General features: G+C 55.5%; 26 protein-coding genes and 4 tRNA genes. All 30 read right to left on the minus strand.

The features are described 5' to 3' along the window. Position 1: 1 nt before the first annotated feature. The 30 genes from rpmC to birA all read right to left on the minus strand — a co-directional run bounded on the left by rpmC (position 2) and on the right by birA (position 25,286). Positions 2–193 carry a 50S ribosomal protein L29 gene (rpmC, locus tag GXB78_RS19940; protein ID WP_002555481.1) on the minus strand — a complete coding sequence of 64 codons (192 nt, stop codon included), beginning with the start codon at positions 191–193 and terminating at the stop codon, positions 2–4. Beyond that, on the minus strand, positions 193–606 hold the full coding sequence (rplP, locus tag GXB78_RS19945) for a 50S ribosomal protein L16 (protein ID WP_003228729.1): 414 nt from the start codon (positions 604–606) through the stop codon (positions 193–195). Before rplP ends, rpmC begins: the two co-directional genes overlap by 1 nt. Positions 607–618: 12 nt before the next feature. Beyond that, on the minus strand, positions 619–1,305 hold the full coding sequence (rpsC, locus tag GXB78_RS19950; protein ID WP_003176422.1) for a 30S ribosomal protein S3: 687 nt from the start codon (positions 1,303–1,305) through the stop codon (positions 619–621). 13 nt (positions 1,306–1,318) lie between these two features. Beyond that, complete coding sequence (rplV, locus tag GXB78_RS19955; RefSeq protein ID WP_003103908.1) at positions 1,319–1,651, minus strand: 50S ribosomal protein L22; 333 nt, start codon at positions 1,649–1,651, stop codon at positions 1,319–1,321. Positions 1,652–1,662: 11 nt separating this feature from the next. Beyond that, positions 1,663–1,938, minus strand: coding sequence for a 30S ribosomal protein S19 (rpsS, locus tag GXB78_RS19960; protein WP_011336172.1), 276 nt, complete (start codon positions 1,936–1,938; stop codon positions 1,663–1,665). Between the two features lie 16 nt (positions 1,939–1,954). Continuing rightward, positions 1,955–2,779: a 50S ribosomal protein L2 gene (rplB, locus tag GXB78_RS19965; RefSeq protein ID WP_016772943.1), complete on the minus strand. Its 825-nt coding sequence runs from the start codon at positions 2,777–2,779 to the stop codon at positions 1,955–1,957. Positions 2,780–2,793: 14 nt separating this feature from the next. Then, on the minus strand, positions 2,794–3,093 hold the full coding sequence (rplW, locus tag GXB78_RS19970) for a 50S ribosomal protein L23 (RefSeq protein ID WP_002555488.1): 300 nt from the start codon (positions 3,091–3,093) through the stop codon (positions 2,794–2,796). Next, entirely contained in the window at positions 3,090–3,692 is a 603-nt protein-coding gene (gene rplD, locus GXB78_RS19975; RefSeq protein ID WP_003228735.1) for a 50S ribosomal protein L4, read from the minus strand. Before rplD ends, rplW begins: the two co-directional genes overlap by 4 nt. A 12-nt stretch (positions 3,693–3,704) precedes the next feature. After that, complete coding sequence (gene rplC / locus GXB78_RS19980) at positions 3,705–4,340, minus strand: 50S ribosomal protein L3 (RefSeq protein WP_003228738.1); 636 nt, start codon at positions 4,338–4,340, stop codon at positions 3,705–3,707. An 80-nt stretch (positions 4,341–4,420) separates the two neighbouring features. After that, entirely contained in the window at positions 4,421–4,732 is a 312-nt protein-coding gene (rpsJ, locus tag GXB78_RS19985; RefSeq protein ID WP_003186070.1) for a 30S ribosomal protein S10, read from the minus strand. 154 nt (positions 4,733–4,886) lie between these two features. Next, positions 4,887–6,080, minus strand: a complete 1,194-nt coding sequence (gene tuf / locus GXB78_RS19990) for an elongation factor Tu (protein ID WP_064361246.1) — start codon at positions 6,078–6,080, stop codon at positions 4,887–4,889. Positions 6,081–6,111: 31 nt separating this feature from the next. Next, positions 6,112–8,217 (minus strand): elongation factor G, encoded by a 2,106-nt coding sequence (gene fusA / locus GXB78_RS19995; protein WP_016772942.1) that lies wholly within the window; start codon positions 8,215–8,217, stop codon positions 6,112–6,114. 30 nt (positions 8,218–8,247) lie between these two features. Then, positions 8,248–8,721 carry a 30S ribosomal protein S7 gene (rpsG, locus tag GXB78_RS20000; protein WP_016772941.1) on the minus strand — a complete coding sequence of 158 codons (474 nt, stop codon included), beginning with the start codon at positions 8,719–8,721 and terminating at the stop codon, positions 8,248–8,250. Positions 8,722–8,828: 107 nt separating this feature from the next. Continuing rightward, positions 8,829–9,200, minus strand: a complete 372-nt coding sequence (gene rpsL, locus GXB78_RS20005) for a 30S ribosomal protein S12 (protein WP_003186084.1) — start codon at positions 9,198–9,200, stop codon at positions 8,829–8,831. A 216-nt stretch (positions 9,201–9,416) separates the two neighbouring features. Further along, positions 9,417–13,616 (minus strand): DNA-directed RNA polymerase subunit beta', encoded by a 4,200-nt coding sequence (gene rpoC / locus GXB78_RS20010; RefSeq protein WP_042610656.1) that lies wholly within the window; start codon positions 13,614–13,616, stop codon positions 9,417–9,419. A 64-nt stretch (positions 13,617–13,680) separates the two neighbouring features. Then, positions 13,681–17,754: a DNA-directed RNA polymerase subunit beta gene (gene rpoB, locus GXB78_RS20015; RefSeq protein ID WP_329516689.1), complete on the minus strand. Its 4,074-nt coding sequence runs from the start codon at positions 17,752–17,754 to the stop codon at positions 13,681–13,683. A 221-nt stretch (positions 17,755–17,975) separates the two neighbouring features. Then, on the minus strand, positions 17,976–18,341 hold the full coding sequence (gene rplL / locus GXB78_RS20020) for a 50S ribosomal protein L7/L12 (RefSeq protein WP_003228750.1): 366 nt from the start codon (positions 18,339–18,341) through the stop codon (positions 17,976–17,978). A 73-nt stretch (positions 18,342–18,414) separates the two neighbouring features. After that, positions 18,415–18,915, minus strand: coding sequence for a 50S ribosomal protein L10 (gene rplJ, locus GXB78_RS20025; protein WP_008081912.1), 501 nt, complete (start codon positions 18,913–18,915; stop codon positions 18,415–18,417). Positions 18,916–19,113: 198 nt separating this feature from the next. Then, positions 19,114–19,809 carry a 50S ribosomal protein L1 gene (rplA, locus tag GXB78_RS20030; RefSeq protein WP_024014523.1) on the minus strand — a complete coding sequence of 232 codons (696 nt, stop codon included), beginning with the start codon at positions 19,807–19,809 and terminating at the stop codon, positions 19,114–19,116. Continuing rightward, on the minus strand, positions 19,809–20,240 hold the full coding sequence (gene rplK / locus GXB78_RS20035) for a 50S ribosomal protein L11 (RefSeq protein WP_003176435.1): 432 nt from the start codon (positions 20,238–20,240) through the stop codon (positions 19,809–19,811). Before rplK ends, rplA begins: the two co-directional genes overlap by 1 nt. Positions 20,241–20,358: 118 nt before the next feature. Beyond that, positions 20,359–20,892 (minus strand): transcription termination/antitermination protein NusG, encoded by a 534-nt coding sequence (nusG, locus tag GXB78_RS20040; protein WP_007957598.1) that lies wholly within the window; start codon positions 20,890–20,892, stop codon positions 20,359–20,361. Between the two features lie 9 nt (positions 20,893–20,901). After that, positions 20,902–21,270: a preprotein translocase subunit SecE gene (gene secE / locus GXB78_RS20045; RefSeq protein ID WP_016772937.1), complete on the minus strand. Its 369-nt coding sequence runs from the start codon at positions 21,268–21,270 to the stop codon at positions 20,902–20,904. Positions 21,271–21,315: 45 nt separating this feature from the next. Beyond that, positions 21,316–21,391: transfer RNA gene (locus GXB78_RS20050), tRNA-Trp, on the minus strand. Positions 21,392–21,444: 53 nt separating this feature from the next. Further along, positions 21,445–22,638, minus strand: a complete 1,194-nt coding sequence (tuf, locus tag GXB78_RS20055; RefSeq protein ID WP_064361246.1) for an elongation factor Tu — start codon at positions 22,636–22,638, stop codon at positions 21,445–21,447. 85 nt (positions 22,639–22,723) lie between these two features. Further along, positions 22,724–22,799: transfer RNA gene (locus GXB78_RS20060), tRNA-Thr, on the minus strand. Positions 22,800–22,825: 26 nt separating this feature from the next. Then, positions 22,826–22,899, minus strand: a tRNA-Gly gene (locus tag GXB78_RS20065). A 25-nt stretch (positions 22,900–22,924) separates the two neighbouring features. Next, positions 22,925–23,009 (minus strand) — tRNA-Tyr (locus GXB78_RS20070). Positions 23,010–23,151: 142 nt separating this feature from the next. Beyond that, positions 23,152–23,583: a hypothetical protein gene (locus tag GXB78_RS20075; protein ID WP_329516690.1), complete on the minus strand. Its 432-nt coding sequence runs from the start codon at positions 23,581–23,583 to the stop codon at positions 23,152–23,154. Between the two features lie 7 nt (positions 23,584–23,590). Further along, entirely contained in the window at positions 23,591–24,343 is a 753-nt protein-coding gene (locus tag GXB78_RS20080; RefSeq protein WP_329516691.1) for a pantothenate kinase, read from the minus strand. Then, positions 24,333–25,286, minus strand: a complete 954-nt coding sequence (gene birA, locus GXB78_RS20085; RefSeq protein ID WP_329516692.1) for a bifunctional biotin--[acetyl-CoA-carboxylase] ligase/biotin operon repressor BirA — start codon at positions 25,284–25,286, stop codon at positions 24,333–24,335. The genes GXB78_RS20080 and birA overlap by 11 nt, the downstream gene beginning before the upstream one ends. Positions 25,287–25,365 lie beyond the last annotated feature (79 nt).

The raw sequence follows: 25,365 nt of genomic DNA on the forward strand, positions 1-25,365 counted from the left end.
ATCACTTACCTGCCTGCTGGTTGAGCACAGTCTTCACGCGAGCGATGTCACGCTTAACTTGCGAGAGCAGATGAGACTGCCCCAACTGGCCAGTTGCTTTCTGCATGCGCAGATTGAACTGGTCGCGCAGCAAGCCGAGCAGTTGCTCGTTCAGCTGCTGTGCGGATTTTTCACGAAGTTCATTCGCTTTCATCACATCACCGTCCGTTTAACAAAGGAGGTGGCGAGCGGCAGCTTTGCAGCAGCCAGGGCGAAAGCCTCACGCGCCAGCTCTTCAGAAACACCCTCGATTTCATACAGGACTTTGCCTGGCTGAATCTGGGCAACCCAGTACTCCACGTTACCCTTACCTTTACCCATACGAACCTCGAGAGGCTTCTTGGAGATCGGCTTGTCCGGGAATACACGGATCCAGATCTTGCCGCCACGTTTTACGTGACGGGTCAGAGCACGACGCGCTGACTCGATCTGACGAGCGGTGAGACGACCACGAGCAACAGACTTCAGCGCGAACTCGCCGAAGCTGACTTTGCTACCGCGCAGCGCCAGACCACGGTTGTGGCCGGTCATCTGCTTGCGGAACTTCGTACGCTTTGGTTGCAACATTTGGCGTACCCCTTACTTAGCAGCTTTTTTACGAGGCGCTGGTGCTTGTGGTTTCAGTTCTTCTTGGCGACCACCAATAACTTCGCCTTTGAAGATCCAAACCTTTACACCGATCACACCGTAAGTGGTGTGAGCTTCGTAGTTGGCATAGTCGATGTCGGCACGCAGGGTGTGCAGTGGCACACGACCTTCGCGATACCATTCAGTACGTGCGATTTCAGCACCGCCGAGACGACCGCTCACTTGGATTTTGATGCCTTTGGCACCAATGCGCATGGCGTTCTGTACAGCGCGCTTCATAGCGCGACGGAACATTACACGACGCTCCAGCTGCTGAGCTACGCTCTGCGCAACCAGCATACCGTCGAGCTCCGGCTTGCGGATCTCTTCGATATTGATGTGCACAGGCACACCCATTTGCTTGGTCAGGTCCTGACGCAGTTTCTCAACATCTTCACCTTTCTTCCCGATAACGATACCTGGACGAGCGGTGTGGATGGTGATGCGTGCAGTTTGGGCCGGACGATGGATATCGATACGGCTTACGGACGCGCTTTTTAGTTTGTCTTGGAGATACTCACGCACTTTCAGATCTGCGAACAAGTAGTCCGCATAAGTCCGACCGTCTGCGTACCAGACGGAGGTGTGCTCCTTGACGATTCCCAGGCGAATGCCAATGGGATGTACTTTCTGACCCATCTCTTCGACTCCGTTACTTGTCAGCAACCTTGACAGTGATATGGCAAGACCGCTTGACGATGCGATCAGCACGGCCTTTGGCACGTGGCATGATGCGCTTCAGCGAACGCCCTTCGTTGACGAAAACGGTGCTGACCTTCAGGTCATCAACGTCTGCGCCTTCGTTATGCTCGGCGTTGGCTACGGCCGACTCCAGCACTTTCTTCATGATCTCGGCGGCTTTCTTACTGCTGAAAGCCAACAGGTTGAGCGCTTCGCCCACCTTCTTCCCGCGGATCTGGTCGGCGACCAAGCGGGCTTTCTGGGCGGAGATTCGAGCGCCCGACAACTTAGCGGCTACTTCCATTTCCTTACCCCTTAACGCTTGGCTTTCTTGTCAGCCACGTGCCCGCGATAGTTGCGGGTACCGGCGAACTCGCCCAGTTTGTGGCCGACCATGTCTTCGTTAACGAGAACTGGGACGTGCTGACGACCGTTGTGTACTGCGATGGTCAGACCGACCATTTGTGGCAGGATCATCGAACGACGCGACCAGGTTTTAATTGGTTTGCGATCGTTCTTTTCCGCCGCCACTTCGATCTTCTTCAGTAGGTGAAGATCAATAAAAGGACCTTTTTTCAGAGAACGTGGCACTGTCGTATCCCTCTATTTACTTGCGACGACGGACGATCATTTTGTCGGTACGCTTATTACCACGAGTCTTCGCGCCCTTAGTCGGGAAGCCCCATGGCGATACCGGATGACGACCACCAGAGGTACGACCTTCACCACCACCATGTGGGTGGTCAACCGGGTTCATGGCAACACCACGAACGGTTGGGCGAACGCCACGCCAGCGTTTGGCACCAGCTTTACCCAGCGAACGCAGGCTGTGCTCGGAGTTCGAGACTTCACCCAGGGTCGCACGGCATTCAGCCAGGACTTTACGCATTTCACCGGAACGCAGACGCAAGGTCACGTAGACACCTTCACGAGCGATCAACTGAGCCGAAGCACCAGCGGAACGAGCGATCTGTGCACCTTTACCTGGCTTCAATTCGATGCCGTGTACGGTAGAACCGACTGGAATGTTGCGCAGTTGCAGAGCGTTGCCTGGCTTGATTGGAGCCAGAGCGCCCGCGATCAGCTGGTCGCCAGCACTCACGCCTTTAGGGGCGATGATGTAGCGGCGCTCGCCGTCTGCGTAGCAGAGCAGTGCGATGTGAGCAGTACGGTTTGGATCGTATTCGATACGCTCGACAGTGGCGACGATGCCATCTTTGTCGTTGCGACGGAAATCGACCATACGGTAATGCTGCTTATGACCACCACCGATGTGACGAGTGGTAATACGGCCATTGTTGTTACGACCACCAGACTTCGATTTTTTCTCGAGCAGCGGTGCGTGAGGAGCGCCTTTATGCAGCTCCTGGTTGACCACCTTGACCACAAAACGGCGGCCAGGGGAAGTCGGTTTGCATTTAACGATTGCCATGATGCACCCCTTCCTTACTCAGCACTGCTGCTGAAATCGAGATCTTGGCCTGGCTGAAGGGAGATAACTGCCTTCTTCCAGTCATTACGCTTGCCCAGACCGCGAGCAGTGCGCTTGCTCTTACCCAGAACATTCAGGGTAGTGACGCGCTCTACTTTCACGCTGAACAGGCTTTCGACGGCCTTCTTGATTTCCAGCTTGGTTGCATCGGTAGCAACCTTGAAAACGAACTGGCCTTTCTTGTCTGCCAGAACCGTAGCCTTCTCGGAAACGTGCGGGCCAAGCAGAACTTTAAATACGCGTTCCTGGTTCATCCCAGCAGCTCCTCGAATTTCTTCACGGCCGACACGGTGATCAACACCTTGTCGTATGCGATCAGACTAACTGGATCGGAACCTTGCACGTCACGTACATCTACGTGCGGCAGGTTGCGAGCAGCCAGGTACAGGTTCTGATCAACAGCGTCCGACACGATCAGAACGTCGGTCAGGCTCATGTTGTTCAGTTTGCCCAGCAGATCTTTGGTTTTCGGAGTTTCAACAGCGAAATCCTGAACCACGACCAGACGATCAGTACGCACCAGCTCAGCAAGGATGGAACGCATTGCTGCGCGATACATCTTCTTGTTCAGCTTCTGGGAGTGATCCTGTGGACGAGCTGCGAAAGTGGTACCGCCGCCACGCCAGATTGGGCTACGGATAGTACCGGCACGAGCACGGCCAGTACCTTTCTGACGCCATGGGCGCTTGCCGCCACCACGAACGTCGGAACGGGTCTTCTGCTGCTTGCTACCTTGACGGCCGCCGGCCATGTAGGCCACGACTGCTTGGTGAACCAGCGTCTCGTTGAATTCGCCGCCAAATGTCAGTTCGGAAACTTCGATCGCTTGAGCGTCATTTACATTTAATTGCATGTCAGCTTCCCCTTAACCGCGAGCCTTGGCTGCTGGACGTACAACCAGGTTGCCGCCAGTAGCGCCAGGAACAGCACCCTTGACCAACAACAGATTGCGTTCAGCGTCCACGCGCACTACTTCCAGGGACTGCACGGTCACGCGCTCAGCGCCCATATGACCGGACATTTTTTTGCCCTTGAATACACGACCAGGAGTCTGGCACTGGCCGATAGAGCCTGGGACGCGGTGGGATACGGAGTTACCGTGGGTGTTATCTTGCCCGCGGAAATTCCAACGCTTGATCGTACCCTGGAAGCCTTTACCCTTGGACTGACCGGTTACATCAACCAGTTGACCAGCGGCGAAGATTTCAGCGTTGATCAGATCGCCAGCCTGGTACTCGCCTTCTTCAAGACGGAATTCCATGGTAGTGCGACCAGCGGCTACGTTCGCCTTGGCGAAGTGGCCAGCCTGAGCTGCTGTTACACGCGAAGCGCGACGCTCGCCGACAGTGACTTGCACTGCACGATAGCCATCGGTCTCTTCAGTTTTGAACTGGGTGACGCGATTCGGCTCGATCTCAATGACCGTGACCGGAATGGAGACACCTTCTTCGGTGAAAATACGGGTCATACCGCATTTACGACCGACTACACCAATAGTCATGTTGTAAACCTCATGAGTGTACGGGGCTTTCACCCGCTATGGCCGCCCATTTCAGAGCGTTACACGACCAAGACCGAGTCTTAGCCGAGGCTGATCTGCACTTCCACACCGGCCGCAAGATCAAGCTTCATCAGCGCGTCAACGGTTTTATCCGTTGGCTGGACGATGTCCAGAACACGCTTATGAGTGCGGATCTCGTACTGGTCACGCGCGTCTTTGTTGACGTGCGGGGAAACCAGAACGGTGAACCGCTCTTTACGGGTAGGCAGTGGAATTGGACCACGCACTTGAGCACCAGTACGTTTCGCGGTTTCCACGATTTCCTGGGTTGATTGGTCGATCAGGCGATGGTCAAAAGCCTTCAACCTGATACGGATTTGCTGATTTTGCATTGGATTTCAGACTCCGGCTGCTATTCCCACCGGGCGCAATACGCCCGTTAAAAGGAGGCGCAATTCTATAGACGCCCCCGATAGGTGTCAACCCAATAAAAAAGCCCCCGCTGAGCGGGGGCTTTTTCAATCCATCAAGCTGACTTTGAAAGTCTTACTCGATGATTTTGGCTACGACGCCAGCGCCGACGGTACGACCGCCTTCACGGATAGCGAAACGCAGACCGTCTTCCATCGCGATGGTTTTGATCAGGGTAACAGTCATCTGAATGTTGTCACCTGGCATTACCATTTCAACGCCTTCTGGCAGCTCGCAGTTACCAGTCACGTCAGTAGTACGGAAGTAGAACTGTGGACGGTAGCCTTTGAAGAACGGAGTGTGACGGCCGCCTTCTTCCTTGCTCAGAACGTAAACTTCTGCGGTGAACTTGGTGTGCGGCTTGACCGAACCTGGCTTGACCAGAACCTGGCCACGCTCAACGTCGTCACGCTTGGTACCACGCAGCAGAACGCCGCAGTTCTCGCCAGCACGACCTTCGTCGAGCAGCTTGCGGAACATTTCAACACCGGTGCAAGTAGTAACGGTGGTGTCACGCAGACCAACGATTTCCAGCGGATCCTGGACGCGAACGATACCGCGCTCGATACGACCAGTCACAACAGTACCGCGACCAGAGATCGAGAATACGTCTTCGATTGGCATCAGGAACGGCTTGTCGATCATACGAACTGGCTCTGGGATGTAGGCATCCAGAGTCTCTACCAGCTTCTTGACAGCGGTAGTGCCCATTTCGTTGTCGTCTTTGCCTTCCAGCGCCATACGAGCCGAACCGATGATGATTGGAGTGTCATCGCCCGGGAAGTCGTAGGTGGACAGCAGGTCGCGAACTTCCATCTCAACCAGTTCCAGCAGCTCAGCGTCGTCTACCAGGTCAGCCTTGTTCAGGAAGACCACGATGTACGGAACGCCAACCTGACGGGACAGCAGGATGTGCTCACGGGTTTGTGGCATCGGACCATCAGCGGCCGAGCAAACCAGGATAGCGCCGTCCATTTGAGCAGCACCGGTGATCATGTTCTTCACATAGTCAGCGTGACCTGGGCAGTCAACGTGAGCGTAGTGACGGATCTTCGAGTTGTACTCAACGTGTGCGGTGTTGATGGTGATACCGCGAGCTTTTTCTTCCGGTGCACTGTCGATCTTGTCGAAGTCAACGATTGCAGAACCGAAAACCTCGGAGCAAACGCGAGTCAGAGCAGCAGTCAGAGTGGTTTTACCGTGGTCAACGTGACCGATGGTGCCAACGTTGACGTGCGGTAGGGAACGATCAAATTTTTCTTTAGCCACGACAATTAACTCCTAGCCTAAAGGGGCTGAATCAGCCTTGTTTTTTGGTTACGGATTCGACGATGTGCGACGGAGCCGTATCGTATTTTTTGAATTCCATAGAGTAGCTTGCGCGACCCTGGGACATGGAACGAACGTCGGTCGCATAACCGAACATCTCACCCAGTGGAACCTCAGCACGGATAACCTTGCCGGACACTGTGTCTTCCATACCCTGGATCATGCCGCGACGACGGTTAAGGTCGCCCATCACATCACCCATATAGTCTTCAGGCGTAACAACCTCTACTGCCATGATCGGCTCGAGCAACTCACCACCGCCCTTCTGGGCCAGTTGCTTGGTCGCCATGGAAGCAGCCACCTTGAACGCCATCTCGTTGGAGTCGACGTCGTGGTAAGAACCATCGAACACGGTAGCCTTCAGGCCGATCAGCGGATAGCCGGCAACAACGCCGTTCTTCATCTGCTCTTCGATACCCTTCTGGATAGCCGGGATGTATTCCTTAGGAACCACACCACCTACAACTTCGTTCACGAATTGCAGACCTTCCTGACCTTCGTCAGCAGGAGCAAAACGGATCCAGCAGTGACCGAACTGGCCGCGACCACCGGACTGACGAACGAACTTGCCTTCGATTTCACAGTTCTTCGTGATGCGCTCACGATAGGAAACCTGAGGCTTGCCGATGTTGGCTTCGACGTTGAACTCACGGCGCATCCGGTCAACCAGGATGTCCAGGTGCAGCTCGCCCATGCCGGAGATGATCGTCTGACCAGTCTCTTCATCAGTTTTAACGCGGAAAGACGGGTCTTCCTGAGCAAGCTTGCCCAGAGCGATACCCATTTTTTCCTGGTCATCCTTGGTCTTGGGCTCTACGGCAACCGAAATAACCGGCTCCGGGAAGTCCATGCGAACCAGGATGATTGGCTTGTCAGCGTTGCAGAGGGTTTCACCAGTGGTGACGTCCTTCATGCCGATCAGGGCCGCGATGTCACCAGCGCGTACTTCCTTGATCTCTTCACGGGCGTTTGCGTGCATTTGCACCATACGACCCACGCGCTCTTTCTTGCCTTTGACCGAGTTGATCACGCCGTCGCCGGAGTTCAACACGCCCGAGTAAACGCGGACGAAGGTCAGAGTACCCACGAATGGGTCGGTAGCGATCTTGAACGCCAGAGCCGCGAAAGGCTCGTTGTCGTCTGCATGACGCTCCATCTCTTCTTCCTCGTTATCAGGGTTGGAACCCTTGATAGCAGGAATGTCGGTCGGAGCAGGCAGGTAGTCGATAACGGCGTCGAGAACCAGGGGAACACCCTTGTTCTTGAACGAAGAACCGCAAACGGCGAGAACGATTTCGCCGGCGATAGTACGCTGACGCAAAGCAGCCTTGATCTCTTCGATCGACAGCTCTTCGCCTTCCAGGTACTTGTTCATCAGCTCTTCGTTGGCTTCGGCGGCAGCTTCAACCATGTTGTTGCGCCACTCTTCAGCCAGCTCTTGCAGCTCGGCAGGAATATCCTTGCGAACAGGGACCATACCTTTGTCGGAGTCGTTCCAGTAGACAGCTTGCATGTTGATCAGATCGATCTGACCCTGGAAGTTGTCTTCGGAACCGATGGCCAACTGGATCGGCACCGGAGTGTGACCCAGACGCTGCTTGATCTGACCGATCACGCGCAGGAAGTTGGCACCGGCACGGTCCATCTTGTTTACGTAAACAAGACGTGGAACGCCGTACTTGTTGGCTTGACGCCATACGGTTTCCGACTGCGGCTCAACACCCGAGGTACCGCAGAACACAACGACAGCGCCGTCGAGTACGCGCAGGGAACGCTCAACTTCAATGGTGAAGTCAACGTGGCCCGGGGTATCGATTACGTTGAAACGGTGCTCGTGAGAGTACTGTTTCTCGGAACCTTTCCAGAAGGCGGTAATGGCAGCAGAAGTAATGGTAATACCACGCTCCTGCTCCTGAACCATCCAGTCTGTGGTCGCGGCGCCATCATGCACCTCGCCCATTTTGTGACTTTTGCCGGTGTAAAACAGTACGCGCTCGGTGGTGGTGGTTTTACCAGCATCCACGTGAGCGACGATACCGATGTTACGGTAGCGGCTAATCGGAGTAGTACGAGCCATAAAGCCCTCGCAAAATTAGTGAAGCTAAAATTAGAAGCGGTAGTGCGAGAAAGCTTTGTTAGCTTCGGCCATACGGTGCACGTCTTCACGCTTCTTAACAGCAGCACCTTTACCTTCAGCAGCATCCAGCAGTTCGCCAGCCAAACGCAGAGCCATAGACTTCTCGCCGCGCTTACGGGCGAAGTCTACCAACCAGCGCATTGCCAGAGCGTTACGACGGGAAGGACGAACCTCGACCGGAACCTGGTAAGTAGCACCACCAACGCGGCGCGACTTCACTTCGACCAGCGGAGCGATGGCGTCGAGTGCTTTTTCGAAGAGTTCCAGGGGATCGGTGCCAGCCTTACGGGCCGCAACGGTTTCCAGGGCACCATAAACGATACGCTCGGCAACGGCTTTCTTGCCGCTTTCCATAACGTGGTTCATGAATTTGGCGAGGATCTGGCTTCCGTATTTCGGATCGTCCAGAATCTCACGCTTTGCTGCTACGCGACGTCTTGGCATGATAAGCCCTCAAGCGGTCTTCAGGTTAGCTCGGGACAGATCCGGAGGATGCGTGCCCGACCTTACTCTTATCGACTCAATAAAATAAAAATCTGCAAAACGGCCGATTACTTCGGACGCTTGGTACCGTACTTCGAACGACCCTGGTTACGGCCTTTAACGCCGGAGGTATCCAAGGAGCCGCGAACGGTGTGGTAACGAACACCTGGCAAGTCTTTTACACGACCGCCGCGGATCAGTACCACGCTGTGCTCTTGCAGGTTGTGGCCTTCACCACCGATGTACGAGGAAACCTCGAAACCGTTGGTCAGACGCACACGGCATACTTTACGCAGTGCCGAGTTAGGTTTTTTCGGCGTGGTGGTGTACACACGGGTGCACACGCCACGACGTTGCGGGCAGTTCTGCAGCGCAGGTACGTCGGATTTCTCGACGATACGCTTACGCGGCTGACGTACCAGCTGGTTGATAGTTGCCATCTACTAGCTCCACTGTTGTCTTGCGACGCTATTGTCTTGCAAGAAAAGCAAAATGGCAGGAACGAATTCCCGCCAAATTTAGGGGATCAAGAGTCTAAAGAGGATCTTGATTCCAGTCAAGGCAAGGCCCCGACCTCCCCGCCCGTCGAACCTCGACTAAATGTCTCGATTCGACGAACGGAGCGATCAGGGCCTCACGCTCGTTTATCGCAGAACTCAGTTACCGCTCGAGTTCAGCGCTTCGGTCAGTGCAGCTTCCACTTCACTGGCGCTTACGCGCAACGGCTTGTCGGCATCACGGCGACGCTTGCGCTCGCTGTGATAGGCAAGACCGGTACCGGCCGGGATCAGACGACCCACGACTACGTTTTCTTTCAGGCCGCGCAGGTAATCGCGCTTGCCGGTGACTGCCGCTTCGGTCAGTACGCGGGTGGTTTCCTGGAAGGAAGCCGCCGAGATGAACGATTCGGTGGACAACGACGCCTTGGTGATACCCAGCAGAACGCGAGTGAACTTGGAGACAAACTTGTCTTCCGTGCTCAGACGCTCGTTCTCGACCAGAACGTGAGTCAGTTCCATCTGGTCGCCCTTGATGAAGCTGGAATCGCCGGACTCGGAAATCTCAACTTTACGCAGCATCTGACGCAGGATGGTCTCGATGTGCTTGTCGTTGATCTTCACGCCTTGCAGACGATAAACGTCCTGGATCTCGTTGACGATGTACTTGGCCAGCGCGCTCACACCCAGCAGACGCAGGATGTCGTGCGGATCGCTTGGACCGTCGGAGATGACTTCGCCGCGGTTTACCTGTTCGCCTTCGAAAACGTTCAGGTGACGCCACTTCGGAATCAGCTCTTCGTACGGATCGCTACCGTCGTTCGGGGTAATGACCAGACGGCGCTTGCCCTTGGTCTCTTTACCGAACGCGATGGTGCCGCTGACCTCAGCCAGAATCGACGCTTCTTTCGGACGACGAGCTTCGAACAGGTCGGCAACACGCGGCAGACCACCGGTGATGTCACGGGTCTTCGAAGTTTCCTGCGGGATACGCGCGATAACGTCACCGATCGCAATCTTCGCACCGTCAGCCACACCGACCAAGGCGTTGGCTGGCAGGAAGTACTGAGCGATAACGTCAGTGCCTGGCAGCAACAGATCCTTGCCGTTGTCGTCGACCATCTTCACTGCTGGGCGAATTTCTTTACCCGCTGCAGGACGATCTTTCGCGTCGAGTACTTCAATGTTGGTCATACCGGTCAATTCGTCAGTCTGACGCTTGATGGTGATGCCTTCTTCCATGCCCACGTAGGTCACGGTACCTTTCATTTCGGTAACGATCGGGTGAGTGTGCGGATCCCACTTGGCCACGATTGCGCCAGCGTCGACCTTGTCACCTTCCTTGACCGAAATCACAGCACCGTACGGCAGCTTGTAACGCTCGCGCTCACGACCGAAGTCGTCAGCGATTGCCAGCTCACCGGAACGGGACACAGCAACCAGGTGGCCATCCACTCGCTCAACGTGCTTCAGGTTGTGCAGACGGACAGTACCGCCATTCTTCACCTGAACGCTGTCGGCTGCGGAAGTACGGCTTGCCGCACCACCGATGTGGAACGTACGCATGGTCAGCTGGGTACCCGGCTCACCGATGGACTGGGCAGCGATAACGCCGACCGCTTCACCGATGTTCACCTGGTGACCACGAGCCAGATCACGGCCGTAGCACTTGGCGCAGATGCCGTAGCGGGTTTCGCAGCTGATCGGCGAACGCACGATCACTTCGTCGATGCTGTTCAGCTCGATGAACTCGACCCACTTCTCGTCTACCAGAGTACCGGCAGGAACGATGACGTCCTCGGTGCCTGGCTTGAATACGTCACGGGCAATGACACGACCCAATACGCGCTCACCCAACGGCTCTACAACGTCACCGCCTTCAATGTGCGGAGTCATCAGCAGACCGTGTTCGGTGCCGCAATCGATCTCGGTTACAACCAGATCCTGCGCCACGTCTACCAGACGACGAGTCAGGTAACCGGAGTTCGCAGTTTTCAACGCGGTATCCGCCAGACCTTTACGAGCACCGTGAGTCGAGATGAAGTACTGAAGTACGCTCAGACCTTCACGGAAGTTCGCAGTAATCGGCGTTTCAATGATGGAACCGTCCGGCTTGGCCATCAGACCACGCATACCGGCCAGCTGACGAATCTGTGCTGCGGAACCCCGCGCACCCGAGTCGGCCATCATGTACATCGAGTTGAAAGACTCTTGGTCAACTTCGTCGCCGTGACGGTCGATGACTTTCTCTTTCGAGAGGTTGGCCATCATCGCCTTGGAAACTTCATCGTTCGCTTTCGACCAGAGGTCGATCACTTTGTTGTACTTCTCGCCCTGGGTTACCAGGCCGGAGGCGTACTGGCTCTCGATCTCTTTCACTTCGTCGGTGGCTGCACCGATGATGCGGGCTTTTTCGTCCGGGATAACGAAGTCGTTAACACCGATGGAAACGCCGGAGATGGTCGAGTAAGCGAAACCGGTGTACATCAACTGGTCAGCGAAGATCACGGTCTCTTTCAGACCAACCACGCGGTAGCACTGGTTGATCAGCTTGGAGATCGCCTTCTTCTTCATCGGCAGGTTGACGACGTCGAACGACAGACCTTTTGGCACAACCTGGAACAGCAGCGCACGGCCGACGGTGGTGTCGACGATACGGGTACCGCTCACGCTGTTGCCGTCACGATCGTTGACAGTTTCGTTGATACGAACCTTGACCTTGGCATGCAGTGCGGCTTCGCCGGCACGGAATACACGGTCGACTTCCTGCAGATCCGCGAACACACGACCTTCGCCCTTGGCGTTGATCGCTTCACGAGTCATGTAGTACAGACCCAATACAACGTCCTGCGACGGAACGATGATTGGCTCACCGTTGGCTGGCGACAGGATGTTGTTGGTCGACATCATCAACGCACGCGCTTCGAGCTGGGCTTCCAGCGTCAGCGGTACGTGCACGGCCATCTGGTCGCCGTCGAAGTCGGCGTTGTACGCGGCGCAGACCAACGGGTGCAGCTGGATAGCCTTACCTTCGATCAGTACCGGTTCAAATGCCTGGATACCCAGACGGTGAAGGGTCGGTGCACGGTTGAGCAGGACCGGGTGTTCGCGAATCACTTCAGCGAGAACGTCCCAAACCTCTGGCAGCTCGCGCTCGACCATTTTCTTGGCGGCTTTGATGGTGGTCGCCAGACCACGCATTTCCAGCTTGCCGAAAATGAACGGCTTGAACAGCTCGAGAGCCATCTTCTTCGGCAGACCGCACTGGTGCAGACGCAGGGTCGGGCCTACGGTAATTACCGAACGACCGGAGTAGTCAACACGCTTACCGAGCAAGTTCTGACGGAAACGACCTTGCTTACCCTTGATCATGTCAGCCAGGGATTTCAGAGGACGCTTGTTGGAACCGGTGATAGCACGGCCACGACGACCGTTGTCGAGCAGAGCATCGACCGCTTCCTGCAACATACGCTTTTCGTTGCGCACGATGATGTCCGGAGCGGACAGATCCAGCAGGCGCTTCAAACGGTTGTTACGGTTGATCACTCGACGATACAGATCGTTGAGGTCGGAAGTCGCGAAACGACCGCCATCCAACGGGACCAGTGGACGCAGATCTGGCGGCAGAACCGGCAGAACGGTCAGCACCATCCACTCTGGCAGGTTGCCGGAACCCTGGAAGGCTTCCATCAACTTCAGACGCTTGGACAGCTTCTTGATCTTGGTTTCCGAGTTGGTTTGCGGAATCTCTTCGCGCAGACGGCCAATCTCGTGTTCCAGGTCGATAGCGTGCAGCAGTTCACGGACAGCTTCGGCACCCATGCGGGCGTCGAAATCGTCACCGAACTCTTCCAGCGCTTCGAAATACTGCTCGTCGTTCAGCAGCTGACCTTTTTCAAGGGTGGTCATGCCCGGATCGATAACGACATAGCTCTCGAAGTAGAGAACGCGTTCGATATCACGCAGGGTCATGTCCATCAGCAGGCCGATACGCGACGGCAGCGACTTCAGGAACCAGATGTGGGCAACCGGCGAAGCCAGTTCGATGTGCGCCATGCGCTCACGACGAACCTTGGCCAGCGCGACTTCAACGCCGCACTTCTCACAGATCACACCACGGTGCTTCAAGCGCTTGTACTTACCGCACAGGCACTCGTAATCCTTTACCGGGCCAAAGATCTTGGCGCAGAACAGACCGTCACGCTCAGGCTTGAACGTACGGTAGTTGATGGTTTCCGGCTTTTTAACTTCACCGAACGACCACGAACGGATCATCTCCGGCGAGGCCAATCCGATACGGATGGCGTCGAACTCTTCGACTTGACCCTGGTTTTTCAGCAAATTCAGTAGGTCTTTCAAGGCCTTTCCTCCTGGCGGAGCAGAGAGCGGGCAATCCTGCCCCGCTCTCGATTCGCGTCACGTGTTATTCGGTTTCCAGATCGATATCGATGCCGAGGGAACGAATTTCCTTGATCAACACGTTGAAGGACTCGGGCATGCCCGGCTCCATACGGTGATCGCCATCCACGATGTTCTTGTACATCTTGGTACGGCCGTTCACATCGTCCGACTTCACTGTGAGCATTTCTTGCAGAGTGTAAGCAGCACCGTATGCTTCCAGTGCCCAGACCTCCATCTCCCCGAAACGCTGACCACCGAACTGCGCCTTACCACCCAGCGGCTGCTGGGTAACCAGGCTGTAAGAACCGGTAGAACGCGCGTGCATCTTGTCGTCTACCAAGTGGTTCAGCTTCAGCATGTACATGTAGCCAACGGTAACTGGACGCTCGAACTTGTTGCCGGTACGGCCGTCGGTCAGCTGCATCTGGCCGCTTTCCGGCAGGTCTGCCAGTTTCAGCATGGCCTTGATTTCGCTTTCCTTGGCGCCGTCGAACACTGGGGTGGCCATTGGAACGCCGCCACGCAGGTTGTTCGCCAGATCGAGGATTTCCTGATCGGAGAAGCTGTCCAGATCTTCGTTACGACCGCCGATCTGGTTGTAGATCTCGTCCAGGAAGGTGCGCAGCTCAGCCACTTTACGCTGCTCTTCGACCATCCGGTTGATCTTCTCGCCCAGACCTTTGGCCGCGAGGCCCAGGTGGGTTTCAAGGATCTGACCAACGTTCATACGCGAAGGTACGCCCAGCGGGTTGAGGACCACGTCGACCGGGGTGCCATTGGCATCGTGCGGCATGTCTTCAACCGGCATGATCACGGAGACCACACCCTTGTTACCGTGACGACCGGCCATCTTGTCGCCCGGCTGGATGCGGCGACGGATTGCCAGGTAAACCTTGACGATTTTCAGCACGCCTGGAGCCAGGTCATCGCCCTGCTGCAGTTTGCGCTTCTTGTCTTCGAATTTGTCGTCCAGCAGACGGCGGCGATCAACGATGTAGGCCTGAGCCTTCTCGAGCTGCTCGTTCAGAGCATCTTCAGCCATGCGCAGCTTGAACCACTGGCCGTGCTCAAGACCGTCGAGTACTTCGTCGGTGATGTCCTGACCTTTCTTCAGGCCGGCGCCGCCTTCAGCCTTGTGGCCTACCAGAGCGGAACGCAGACGTTCGAAAGTCGCGCCTTCAACGATGCGGAACTCTTCGTTCAGATCCTTGCGGATCTCGTCCAGCTGGGACTTCTCGATCGACAGAGCACGAGCATCACGCTCAACGCCGTCACGGGTGAAGACCTGTACGTCGATAACAGTACCTTTGGTGCCGGTAGGCACGCGCAGGGAGGTGTCTTTAACGTCGCTGGCTTTTTCACCGAAGATCGCACGCAGCAGTTTTTCTTCCGGAGTCAGTTGGGTCTCGCCTTTCGGAGTGACCTTGCCGACCAGGATGTCGCCTGCGCCTACTTCAGCACCTACGTAAACGATACCGGCTTCGTCCAGCTTGTTCAGTGCGGCTTCACCCACGTTCGGGATGTCCGCAGTGATTTCCTCTGGGCCAAGCTTGGTGTCACGGGCCACACAGGTCAGTTCCTGAATGTGGATCGTGGTGAAGCGGTCTTCCTGAACCACGCGCTCGGACAGGCAGATGGAGTCTTCGAAGTTGAAGCCGTTCCATGCCATGAACGCGATGCGCATGTTCTGACCCAGTGCCAGTTCACCCATGTCGGTGGACGGGCCGTCGGCCATGATGTCGCTACGCTGAACGCGATCACCTTTACGCACCAGCGGACGCTGGTTGATGCAAGTGTTCTGGTTCGAGCGGGTGTATTTGGTCAGGTTGTAGATGTCGACACCGGCTTCACCGGTTTCAACTTCGTCATCGGCAACACGAACCACGATACGGCTGGCGTCGACGGAATCGATCACGCCACCACGACGAGCCACGACGCAAACGCCGGAGTCACGGGCTACGTTACGCTCCATGCCGGTACCTACCAGCGGCTTGTCAGCGCGCAGGGTCGGTACAGCTTGACGCTGCATGTTCGAACCCATCAACGCACGGTTGGCGTCGTCGTGCTCGAGGAACGGGATCAGCGACGCTGCAACCGAGACAACCTGCTTCGGCGAAACGTCCATCAAGGTGACGTCTTCCGGCGCCTTGACGGTGAATTCGTTCAGGTGACGTACGGCTACCAGTTCGTCGATCAGGACTTTCTGCTCGTTCATGGTCGCCGAAGCCTGCGCGATCACGTGATCGGCTTCTTCGATAGCGGACAGGAACACGATCTCGTCGGTGACCACACCCTCTTTCACCACACGGTACGGGCTTTCCAGGAAGCCGTACTGGTTGGTGCGAGCGTATGCAGCCAGGAAGTTGATCAGACCGATGTTCGGACCTTCCGGCGTTTCAATCGGGCAGACACGACCGTAGTGAGTCGGGTGTACGTCACGGACTTCGAAGCCTGCGCGCTCACGAGTCAGACCGCCAGGGCCGAGTGCGGAGACACGACGCTTGTGGGTGATCTCGGACAGCGGGTTGTTCTGGTCCATGAACTGCGAGAGCTGGCTGGAACCGAAGAACTCTTTCACCGCCGCAGCTACTGGCTTGGCGTTGATCAGGTCTTGCGGCATCAGGCCTTCGCTTTCAGCCATCGACAGACGCTCTTTGACCGCACGCTCAACACGTACCAGGCCAACGCGGAACTGGTTCTCGGCCATTTCGCCTACGCAGCGAACACGACGGTTACCCAGGTGGTCGATGTCATCGACGATGCCTTTACCGTTACGGATGTCGACCAGAGTCTTCAGTACCGCGACGATGTCTTCCTTGCACAGCACGCCCGAACCTTCGATCTCGGTACGACCGATACGACGGTTGAACTTCATCCGGCCGACCGCAGACAGGTCATAACGCTCAGGGCTGAAGAACAGGTTGTTGAACAGGGTTTCGGCAGCGTCTTTGGTTGGCGGCTCGCCTGGACGCATCATGCGATAGATCTCGACCAGCGCTTCCAATTGGTTGCTGGTGGAGTCGATCTTCAGCGTGTCGGAGACGAACGGACCGCAGTCGATGTCGTTGGTGTACAGGGTCTCGATGCGAACGACCTGAGCCTTGGCGATTTTTGCCAGGACTTCAGTGTTCAGCTCGGTGTTGCATTCAGCCAGGATTTCGCCGGTGGCCGGGTGCACGATAGCCTTGGCGGTGGTACGGCCCAGAACGTAGTCCAGTGGCACATCCAGCGTCTTGATACCGGCTTTTTCGATCTGGTTGATGTGGCGCGCGGTAATACGGCGGCCCTGCTCAACGATGACCTTGCCCTTCTCGTCCTGGATATCCAGAACCGCTACTTCACCACGCAGGCGCGATGGCACCAGTTCCAGGCTGAGGGTTTCGCCGCTCAGGTGGAATACGTTGGTGGTGTAGAACGCGTCCAGCACTTCTTCGGTGGTGTAACCGAGTGCGCGCAGCAGTACCGAGGCCGGCAGCTTGCGACGACGGTCGATACGCACGAAGACGCAGTCTTTCGGGTCGAACTCGAAGTCCAGCCACGAGCCGCGGTAAGGAATGATGCGAGCCGAGTACAGCAGTTTGCCGGAGCTGTGCGTCTTGCCGCGGTCGTGGTCGAAGAACACGCCCGGGGAACGGTGCAGCTGGGAAACGATAACACGCTCGGTACCGTTGATTACGAAGGTACCGTTCTCAGTCATCAGGGGGATTTCACCCATGTAGACTTCTTGCTCTTTGATGTCCTTGATCGCTTTGTTCGACGATTCTTTGTCGAAAATGATCAGGCGCACTTTTACCCGCAAAGGTACGGCGAAAGTTACACCGCGCAATACGCATTCTTTGACATCAAATGCCGGTTCGCCCAGGCGATAACCGACGTACTCCAGCGCAGCATTGCCGGAGTAGCTGATGATCGGGAAAACGGATTTGAAGGCCGCATGCAGGCCCACGTCGCGGAACTGATCTTTAGTCGCTCCCGCTTGCAAGAATTCACGATACGAATCCAGCTGGATGGCCAGGAGGTAAGGCACATCCATGACGTCCGGCAACTTGCTAAAGTCCTTGCGGATACGTTTTTTCTCAGTATATGAGTAAGCCATCAGCGTTCCCCAGCTTGGTCACCTGCTTGTTTGGCCCCTCCCGACGGGAGCAGCCAGAAAATCGTGCAAACCCCATGGTTTGCGCCACCGCATCGGGTGGTTACAGCGCCTTTACCGGCACCGACCCAGTCGGCTGCCAATAACGGAAAAAGGCCGGTGGCAAGAGCCACCAGCCATCAGCCTGTCGCTTGACGCTCGGGCTGGAGGAGCAAAGTCGATGCTTACTTCAGCTCGACTTTAGCGCCTGCTTCTTCCAGCTTCTTCTTGGCGTCTTCAGCCGCTTCTTTCGAAACGCCTTCAGCTACAACCTGAGGAGCGCCGTCTACTTTCTCTTTGGCTTCTTTCAGGCCCAGACCGGTCAGTTCGCGAACTGCCTTGATCACGTTAACCTTCTTCTCGCCAGCTTCCAGCAGAACAACGTTGAACTCGGTTTGCTCTTCAACAACAGCGGCAGCAGCAGCTGGACCAGCCGAAGCGGCAGCAGCGGTAACGCCGAAGGTTTCTTCCATCGCTTTGATCAGCTCAACGATTTCCACTACGGATTTCTGGCCGATTGCTTCGATGATTTGTTCGTTAGTCAGAGACATGACTCAATTCCTGAATTGGGGGACGGCCTACGCGACCATCGAAATAAACAAAAAACGCGAGAAGTGACGAGCCTTAGGCTGCGGCAGCTTCTTTCTGGTCGCGAATTGCCGCCAGAGTACGAGCCAATTTGCTGGTAGCGCCTTGAATCACGCTCATCAGCTGAGAAATTGCTTCGTCACGGGTCGGCAGAGTTGCCAGTACGTCGATCTGATTAGCTGCGAGGAACTTGCCCTCGAACGCAGCTGCCTTGATCTCGAACTTGTCCTGACCCTTGGCAAACTCTTTGAAGATACGGGCAGCAGCGCCCGGATGTTCGTTGGAGAATGCAATCAGGGTCGGGCCGGTGAACACGTCGTTGAGGACACTGTATTGAGTGTCAGCAACAGCGCGCTTGAGCAGGGTGTTACGTACAACACGTACGTAAACGCCAGCTTCACGAGCCTCTTTACGGAGTCCGGTCATTGCGCCTACTGTTACGCCACGTGCATCAACCACGACAGCGGACAGAGCGACTTTGGCAGCCTCGTTGACTTCAGCGACGATGGCCTTCTTGTCTTCGAGATTAATTGCCACGGGTTTAACTCCTGCTTGTTACCGTTTCATTCGATCGGAACCGAATGTCGTTTTGGTGTCTGATTCGGTAAGGAACCGGGAGCACCATCTGCGTAGGCTTGAGGTTTAAGGCTTGCGCCGCCTACGGTCTTGGATAGCCCCCGCCAGGCAGGGACCCCAATCTTTCAATTGGCGCGGCAATCCGCGCCAACCTTTGTCTTACGCGTCGAGCGAGCTCTGGTCGATGACCAGACCTGGGCCCATGGTGGTGCTCAGGGTAACGCGCTTGACGTAAATGCCTTTCGAGGAAGCCGGCTTGATACGCTTCAGATCAGCGATCAGGGCTTCAACGTTTTCCTTCAGCTTGACGGCGTCGAAGCCGATCTTGCCAACGGAAGTGTGGATGATGCCGTTTTTGTCGGTGCGATAACGAACCTGACCAGCCTTGGCGTTTTTAACCGCGTTGGCTACGTCTGGAGTTACGGTGCCGACTTTCGGGTTAGGCATCAGGCCACGTGGACCGAGGATCTGACCCAACTGACCTACAACGCGCATGGCATCCGGGGATGCGATCACTACGTCATAGTTCAGGTCGCCGCCTTTCATTTCGGCAGCCAGGTCGTCCATACCTACACGGTCAGCGCCGGCAGCCAGAGCGGCCTCAGCAGCTGGACCCTGGGTGAACACAGCTACGCGAACGGTCTTGCCAGTGCCGTGTGGCAGCACAGTAGCGCTACGAACAACCTGGTCGGATTTACGCGGGTCTACACCCAGATTTACAGCAACGTCGAACGACTCGCTGAACTTGACAGTCGACAGCTCGGCCAGCAGAGCAGCGGCGTCTACAATGTTGTAGGCCTTGCCTGCTTCGATTTTGCCGGCGATAGCCTTTTGACGCTTGGTCAGCTTAGCCATTACACACCCTCCACGTTAAGGCCCATGCTACGAGCAGAACCGGCGATAGTACGCACGGCTGCATCCATATCAGCTGCAGTCAGATCCGCGTTTTTGGTTTTCGCGATTTCTTCCAGCTGAGCACGGGTAACGGTGCCAACCTTAACGGTGTTCGGACGAGCGGAACCGCTGGTCAGACCAGCCGCCTTCTTCAGCAGAACCGAAGCAGGGGTGGATTTGGTTTCGAAAGTGAAGCTACGGTCGCTATAGACAGTGATGATCACTGGAGTCGGCAGACCTGGCTCAAGACCCTGGGTACGGGCGTTGAAAGCCTTGCAGAATTCCATGATGTTCACGCCGTGCTGACCCAGGGCAGGACCAACCGGTGGACTTGGGTTAGCCTGAGCGGCCTTCACTTGAAGCTTGATGTAAGCGGTAATCTTCTTGGCCATGAGGCACTCCAATTACGGGTTCGAACGCCTCGAAAGGCTCCCCGGTTACTTGCGCGTTTATCCCAGTGACGACAAAACCCCACAGCCTAAGGCTGCGGGGTTGGGATTGCTTGTCCAGTTAGACCTTCTCGACCTGACTGAACTCGAGCTCCACCGGAGTAGAGCGACCGAAAATGAGCACCGCCACTTGGATCCGGCTCTTTTCGTAGTTAACTTCTTCCACAACGCCATTGAAATCAGCGAATGGACCGTCATTGACACGTACCGTCTCACCTGGCTCGAACAACGTCTTCGGCTTAGGCTTGTCGCTACCGTCAGCAACACGACGCAGAATCGCTTCTGCCTCTTTATCGGTAATTGGCGCAGGCTTGTCAGCGGTACCGCCGATGAAACCCATCACCCGAGGAGTATCCTTGACCAAGTGCCAAGTACCCTCATTCATATCCATCTGGACCAGCACATAGCCAGGAAAGAACTTCCGCTCGCTTTTGCGCTTCTGGCCGTTACGCATCTCAACCACTTCTTCAGTGGGAACCAGAATCTCGCCGAAGCCATCTTCCATGCCAGCCAGCTTTACGCGCTCGATCAGCGAGCGCATCACATGCTTCTCGTAACCCGAGTAAGCATGCACAACATACCAACGCTTAGCCACGGGACACCCTTAGCCGACAATCAAGGAAACAAGCCAGCCGAGCAGGGAATCAAGCCCCCACAACAGCAACGCCATAACCAGAACAACAGCCACGACAATCAGCGTGGTCTGCGTGGTTTCTTGGCGAGTTGGCCACACGACTTTACGAATCTCGGTGCGAGCTTCCTTAACCAGTACAAAGAAAGACTTGCCCTTCGCAGTTTGCAGGCCTACAAAGGCAGCTACAGCAGCGATGGCAAGCAACGCAAGTACACGGTACAGGATCGGCGAAGCAGCGTAATACTGATTGCCAACAACGCCAACAACCACCAAAGCGACTACTACAAGCCACTTGAGCAGATCGAAGCGAGAGCCTTGAGCTTCAGCTTTAGGAGTCATCTATGAAGATCCTGTGAAAAGAAAGCCAGACACACCGAGTGAATCTGGCAGGTCAGGAGGGAATCGAACCCCCAACCTACGGTTTTGGAGACCGTCGCTCTGCCAATTGAGCTACTGACCTAAAACAAAATCAGGCCGACCATTATGCCGGCCTGAAAAATACATTACAACCGCTTATTCGATGATTTTGGCTACGACGCCAGCGCCGACGGTACGACCGCCTTCACGGATAGCGAAACGCAGACCGTCTTCCATCGCGATGGTTTTGATCAGGGTAACAGTCATCTGAATGTTGTCACCTGGCATTACCATTTCAACGCCCTCTGGCAGCTCGCAGTTACCAGTCACGTCAGTAGTACGGAAGTAGAACTGTGGACGGTAGCCCTTGAAGAACGGAGTGTGACGGCCGCCTTCTTCCTTGCTCAGAACGTAAACTTCTGCGGTGAACTTGGTGTGCGGCTTGACCGAACCTGGCTTGACCAGAACCTGGCCACGCTCAACGTCGTCACGCTTGGTACCACGCAGCAGAACGCCGCAGTTCTCGCCAGCACGACCTTCGTCGAGCAGCTTGCGGAACATTTCAACACCGGTGCAAGTAGTAACGGTGGTGTCACGCAGACCAACGATTTCCAGCGGATCCTGGACGCGAACGATACCGCGCTCGATACGACCAGTCACAACAGTACCGCGACCAGAGATCGAGAATACGTCTTCGATTGGCATCAGGAACGGCTTGTCGATCATACGAACTGGCTCTGGGATGTAGGCATCCAGAGTCTCTACCAGCTTCTTGACAGCGGTAGTGCCCATTTCGTTGTCGTCTTTGCCTTCCAGCGCCATACGAGCCGAACCGATGATGATTGGAGTGTCATCGCCCGGGAAGTCGTAGGTGGACAGCAGGTCGCGAACTTCCATCTCAACCAGTTCCAGCAGCTCAGCGTCGTCTACCAGGTCAGCCTTGTTCAGGAAGACCACGATGTACGGAACGCCAACCTGACGGGACAGCAGGATGTGCTCACGGGTTTGTGGCATCGGACCATCAGCGGCCGAGCAAACCAGGATAGCGCCGTCCATTTGAGCAGCACCGGTGATCATGTTCTTCACATAGTCAGCGTGACCTGGGCAGTCAACGTGAGCGTAGTGACGGATCTTCGAGTTGTACTCAACGTGTGCGGTGTTGATGGTGATACCGCGAGCTTTTTCTTCCGGTGCACTGTCGATCTTGTCGAAGTCAACGATTGCAGAACCGAAAACCTCGGAGCAAACGCGAGTCAGAGCAGCAGTCAGAGTGGTTTTACCGTGGTCAACGTGACCAATGGTCCCAACGTTGACGTGGGGCAGGGAACGATCAAATTTTTCCTTAGCCATCGATATCACCCTCTACAGAAGAAATTAGACAAACAATATCAACCATTAAAACAAAGGCAGATATTTTCATATCTGCCTTGTTATATGGAGCTCTTGAGCGGATTTGAACCGCTGACCTCACCCTTACCAAGGGTGTGCTCTACCAACTGAGCTACAAGAGCAAAACCCTTTGCACAACCTGCAAACTTGGAGCGGGTAGCGGGAATCGAACCCGCATCATCAGCTTGGAAGGCTGAGGTTCTACCACTAAACTATACCCGCGGAGCCTGCAGCTCACGCTTAAATCTGGTGGAGGGAGAAGGATTCGAACCTTCGAAGTCGTAGACGTCAGATTTACAGTCTGATCCCTTTGGCCGCTCGGGAACCCCTCCTAATCAGGCCGGCATTCTATATCATGCCAAACCCCTGTCAAGCATTTTCTCATTTAAAAACCTGAGGTTAGCTGCGTTGACACGCTTCACTTTGAATCCCGATCAGGGTGTTCGCTGTGGAGCGGGCGCCATTCTATGCAAACTATTGAGTAGGTGCAACCCCTTCGCACAGCATTATTTTATGTTTTAACTCTTTGAATTCCTTGGAAAGGTTTTGCAACTGCTGATCGCCCACCAAACGCTGGCCGTCCGGCGTAACTGCCAACCAGTAACCACTTCCAGCAGCGTCTTTCGGCACGGATTGCACATCGACCCTCATCGCCGACAGACGCTGCTGCAACCTCGCAATCAAATCCTCATCAGAAAATCCACCGAGGAACAGACACTGTTGACGCGGAGCTGCCTCCACTCTGCGCCCATCACTGGCTGTTTCGCTCAGCAAACGAATATCCTGCTGCGAACCACGATATAAATTCAGAGGTGTCACGTCTTTGGCTCGCAAGGGCGCTTCCTGCTGATGCCAGACATAGTAAAAAACATTGAGAACTACAAGGAGCAGGAATAACCAACGCATATAAACCTCAGGACAAGGGGCACGCCATCGCCAGGCCGACAAAAACCAAGTCGGGCACAACCCTGGCCTCAGGCACGACGCCATCCACCAACTCGGCATCCCCTCCCGTGATGAAGACCATGAAGTTTTCGCCCCAATATGCTCGAGCCAGCTCTAATTGAGTGAGAACGAAGCCCCTCAGCATCAGAGAACAACCGCGCTCCACCGCCTCAACGGTGGTCCGGCCCGGCACATGGCTGGATAGGGCCCGCTCCGCCGCCTCATCGCCATAGCGAATTTTACGCGTGTGGGTGCGCAGCTGGTTTCGCATCAAAGGCATGCCAGGACAAATGAAGCCACCGAGATGCGCACCATCAGCAGCAACAAAGTCGGCAGTCACGGCCGTACCGAAGTCTAGAACCAGACAAGCATTCCCGGCAGCCAAGTGAAAGCCGCCAAGCATTGCCAGCCAACGATCGAGACCTAGACGCTCATAATCTTCATAGCCGTTTCGAACACCGGACATCTCGCGAGCGGGTTTCGCGCTCACGATAGGAATACCGAACTCGCGCTCAATAAGCTCGATTAACGCGCCAGTCTCCTCATTAGTCCTGACGCTCACCAAACGACAGTTGCGCAATGAAAGCGACTTTATGATCCGCAGCCCCTCAATCAAAGCCTGATTGGAATCTACAACTCCTTCCGAGACTACGCCGCTCGCCAAGGCATCCAGCACGCGCCATTTTATAAAGCTGTTGCCGCAGTCAAGCTCAAGAATCATCACGCAACCTCAGGCTGAGCTCTCCGCCACTAAAAACTTTTTCAACGCCATCCACGCTCAAGCGCAACCCGCCTTGTCTATCAATACCGAGCACGATCCCATCGATATGGCTATTACCCGCGATCAACGAAACGAACCGACCCTGCCACAGATGATTTTCCGCCCATTCCTCTTGCAGACTTGCGAACCCCTCAAGCTGATGCTTATGGATATAAGCCTCGAGTTGATTACTCAACTCCGCCACCAGAGCATTGCGATCGCAGGACTTACCTGACTCAAGCTTTATAGAGGTCCATTGCTGGTCTACCTCATCAGCAACCTGCATATTCACGTTGATTCCTATGCCTAATACAACATGACATACATCCGCCGGATCTCCGACGAGCTCGAGCAGGATGCCGGCTATTTTCCTGTTGCCCACCAACACATCGTTGGGCCATTTCAAACCAGCTGTCGGCACGCCGTTGCTTCGCAGGGTATGCATTACCGCCAAGCCAACAATAAGGCTCAACCCTTCAAGCTGACGCATGCCGCCTTCGATACGGAGCACAAGACTGTAATAAAGGTTTTCCGCAAATGGGCTCACCCACTTACGACCTCGACGACCGCGCCCAGCCAACTGTCGCTCCGACAGCACCAAAAACGGAGCGAGAACCCCCTTGTTAATGGAGCGCAAAGCCTCGGCATTGGTTGAATCGACAGAATCGAACACAATTACCGGCCATTGAGGCGATCTTCTGGTTATTTCCACGGGATCAAGCAACGTCAGAGGCGCGGATAACTGATACCCGCGACCGCGAACTTTATGGATCGACAGGCCAAGTTCAGCTTCAAGCTGCTGCAGCTGCTTCCATACAGCGCTTCGGCTAATTCCCAGGGCCATCCCCAGATCCTGTCCGGAATGGAATCGTCCATCCTTCAGAAGATTCAACAACGTCAACATGCAGGTTTCGCCTCACAATGAGGCCCGCATAATAGCCATGCCCCGGGCCGTTGCATAGAAATCAAGCAGACACATTTCC

The sequence above is a fragment of the Pseudomonas moraviensis subsp. stanleyae genome (assembly GCF_036283065.1).
GTDB lineage: Bacteria > Pseudomonadota > Gammaproteobacteria > Pseudomonadales > Pseudomonadaceae > Aquipseudomonas > Aquipseudomonas stanleyae.

Excerpts from the sequence above, each read along its gene's own strand:
- rpsL (WP_003186084.1), bottom strand. The coding sequence starts at position 9,200 with ATGGCAACTATCAACCAGCTGGTACGTCAGCCGCGTAAGCGTATCGTC.
- tuf (WP_064361246.1), bottom strand. The coding sequence starts at position 22,638 with ATGGCTAAGGAAAAATTTGATCGTTCCCTGCCCCACGTCAACGTTGGG.
- rplV (WP_003103908.1), bottom strand. The coding sequence starts at position 1,651 with ATGGAAGTAGCCGCTAAGTTGTCGGGCGCTCGAATCTCCGCCCAGAAA.
- rplA (WP_024014523.1), bottom strand. The coding sequence starts at position 19,809 with ATGGCTAAGCTGACCAAGCGTCAAAAGGCTATCGCCGGCAAAATCGAA.
- GXB78_RS20075 (WP_329516690.1), bottom strand. The coding sequence starts at position 23,583 with ATGCGTTGGTTATTCCTGCTCCTTGTAGTTCTCAATGTTTTTTACTAT.
- rpoB (WP_329516689.1), bottom strand. The coding sequence starts at position 17,754 with ATGGCTTACTCATATACTGAGAAAAAACGTATCCGCAAGGACTTTAGC.
- rplD (WP_003228735.1), bottom strand. The coding sequence starts at position 3,692 with ATGCAATTAAATGTAAATGACGCTCAAGCGATCGAAGTTTCCGAACTG.
- rpsG (WP_016772941.1), bottom strand. The coding sequence starts at position 8,721 with ATGCCAAGACGTCGCGTAGCAGCAAAGCGTGAGATTCTGGACGATCCG.
- GXB78_RS20080 (WP_329516691.1), bottom strand. The coding sequence starts at position 24,343 with ATGATTCTTGAGCTTGACTGCGGCAACAGCTTTATAAAATGGCGCGTG.
- rplK (WP_003176435.1), bottom strand. The coding sequence starts at position 20,240 with ATGGCCAAGAAGATTACCGCTTACATCAAGCTTCAAGTGAAGGCCGCT.
- birA (WP_329516692.1), bottom strand. The coding sequence starts at position 25,286 with ATGTTGACGTTGTTGAATCTTCTGAAGGATGGACGATTCCATTCCGGA.
- rplP (WP_003228729.1), bottom strand. The coding sequence starts at position 606 with ATGTTGCAACCAAAGCGTACGAAGTTCCGCAAGCAGATGACCGGCCAC.
- rplL (WP_003228750.1), bottom strand. The coding sequence starts at position 18,341 with ATGTCTCTGACTAACGAACAAATCATCGAAGCAATCGGCCAGAAATCC.
- secE (WP_016772937.1), bottom strand. The coding sequence starts at position 21,270 with ATGACTCCTAAAGCTGAAGCTCAAGGCTCTCGCTTCGATCTGCTCAAG.
- rpmC (WP_002555481.1), bottom strand. The coding sequence starts at position 193 with ATGAAAGCGAATGAACTTCGTGAAAAATCCGCACAGCAGCTGAACGAG.
- rpsC (WP_003176422.1), bottom strand. The coding sequence starts at position 1,305 with ATGGGTCAGAAAGTACATCCCATTGGCATTCGCCTGGGAATCGTCAAG.
- rpsJ (WP_003186070.1), bottom strand. The coding sequence starts at position 4,732 with ATGCAAAATCAGCAAATCCGTATCAGGTTGAAGGCTTTTGACCATCGC.
- rplC (WP_003228738.1), bottom strand. The coding sequence starts at position 4,340 with ATGACTATTGGTGTAGTCGGTCGTAAATGCGGTATGACCCGTATTTTC.
- rplB (WP_016772943.1), bottom strand. The coding sequence starts at position 2,779 with ATGGCAATCGTTAAATGCAAACCGACTTCCCCTGGCCGCCGTTTTGTG.
- rplW (WP_002555488.1), bottom strand. The coding sequence starts at position 3,093 with ATGAACCAGGAACGCGTATTTAAAGTTCTGCTTGGCCCGCACGTTTCC.
- fusA (WP_016772942.1), bottom strand. The coding sequence starts at position 8,217 with ATGGCTCGTACTACTCCGATTAGCCGCTACCGTAACATCGGTATCGTC.